The organism is Pseudoalteromonas sp. P1-25, assembly GCF_001401805.1.
Classification (GTDB): Bacteria; Pseudomonadota; Gammaproteobacteria; order Enterobacterales; family Alteromonadaceae; genus Pseudoalteromonas.
Window position 1 is genome coordinate 1 of sequence record NZ_LKDW01000066.1, and the last position, 1682, is coordinate 1682.

Consider the following 1682-nt stretch of genomic DNA (forward strand, 5'->3'; position numbering starts at 1 on the left):
AAATAGTAAGTGGCGTCCCCAAGGGGATTCGAACCCCTGTTACCGCCGTGAAAGGGCGGTGTCCTAGGCCTCTAGACGATGGGGACACTAAAAAGTGTCACTAGGACAGTTGATAAGTTTAACTCATATCACGAGCTGCTAAGGTAATACGCTTAACACACATAAAGACTCGAGCTTTAAGTGTTACGTTTTTCTCTTGGTCAAACCACGTCTAACTATTTGTTAGATGGCGTCCCCAAGGGGATTCGAACCCCTGTTACCGCCGTGAAAGGGCGGTGTCCTAGGCCTCTAGACGATGGGGACACAGAAAACTGCTACCCTAGGACATGCACAAAGATTTGGTGGAGCTATGCGGGATCGAACCGCAGACCTCTTCGCTGCCAGCGAAGCGCTCTCCCAGCTGAGCTATAGCCCCAAACCTTTTTAATACCTAACGTGTTTAACACGTTGTGTATCGCTGAGTGCGGGGCGCATTCTATGCACCCCCCCAAATAAAGTCAACAGTTTTTTATGTCACTTTATTTAAATGGTTTAATTTTCAACAAACTGGCTATCAAGCATGCTAAAAATTGCAATTTCAATAAAATTCGGGCTCTACTTCACCTAACAGCACTATAAACAGATTAATTAACTATTCATACCTCGTTGATGACCTAATAATGTTTACCATAAAAGGTATACATTTATATGCAAATTAAGTACAGATTCAAAAAGCACTTTTTGCCATGACTTAAACCAGGCCAACCTGCGATTATAAGTGTGTTATTTAAATCTCTGAACCCTATTCGATAACCTTATTTATTAAATGCATATCCCTCCCCTTTTTAAATTGCTTGAAAAAATATAAAAGTTGAAGTGAATTAGATCGTCGTTAAACATACCAACAAATAGCTCGTGTCGTTTTAAAGGCTAAGATCAAATTTGGGTAATAGGCTCTATTTAGTTGTCACTGTGCCAAAACTCTTGAGGTTAGTTAAAGTTTATTCGCACTAATGGCAATACAGATTAAGACTTATTCCTTTTAAACTGTTCGTCCTTTTTAAAGATTAACTTATAGTGGCTCTAAAATTTTAATTTTTTTGACCATGACTTTTCTTTGTGAAAAGACGTCACGCTTGATGTATCAATTTAAACATTGGCTTTTATTCGTTTATTTAAGCAAACGCTTTTTATTGTATATAAAAAATAAGGCAGTCACTTCGCTTAATTTAGCTGTTTATTTGTCCTGCTTGTTTAAATTTGGTGATAAAGTAAACGCCAACCACATCGCGTTGTTTATAAAACCTTCATTCAGCACATTTTTATCATTCAAGTGTTGACACATTTGCAACTCTATCTATAATAGCGCCCCACAACAACGCAGCAATGCAATGTTATTTAGATGTGGGTGATTAGCTCAGTTGGGAGAGCATCGCCCTTACAAGGCGAGGGTCACTGGTTCAAGTCCAGTATTACCCACCACTTTACTAAGTGTACACGTCTAGAACTTTAATTGAGCTGTTAGCTCAATTAGAAAAGAGAACATCACCGTTTAAATAATAGAGGGTGGCGTTTACTGGTTAAAGTCCAGTACTATTTTAAATAGTAGCATTTAATTTATATGTGGGTGATTAGCTCAGTTGGGAGAGCATCGCCCTTACAAGGCGAGGGTCACTGGTTCAAGTCCAGTATCACCCACCACA

The 1682-nt window shown here is 39.1% G+C and carries 5 tRNA genes; 2 read left to right on the forward strand and 3 right to left on the reverse strand.

From position 1 onward, the window contains the following. Positions 1–10: 10 nt before the first annotated feature. The 3 genes from AN393_RS19480 to AN393_RS19490 form a co-directional block, all read right to left on the reverse strand. Positions 11–86 (reverse strand) — tRNA-Glu (locus tag AN393_RS19480). A gap of 141 nt (positions 87–227) precedes the next feature. Continuing rightward, positions 228–303 (reverse strand) — tRNA-Glu (locus tag AN393_RS19485). A 36-nt stretch (positions 304–339) separates the two neighbouring features. Continuing rightward, positions 340–415: transfer RNA gene (locus tag AN393_RS19490), tRNA-Ala, on the reverse strand. A 970-nt stretch (positions 416–1385) separates the two neighbouring features. On the opposite strand from AN393_RS19490, the gene AN393_RS19495 reads away from it, so the two are divergent. Together AN393_RS19495 and AN393_RS19500 are read left to right on the forward strand one after the other, a co-directional pair. Further along, a tRNA-Val gene (locus tag AN393_RS19495) sits at positions 1386–1461 on the forward strand. Positions 1462–1604: 143 nt separating this feature from the next. Beyond that, a tRNA-Val gene (locus tag AN393_RS19500) sits at positions 1605–1680 on the forward strand. Positions 1681–1682 lie beyond the last annotated feature (2 nt).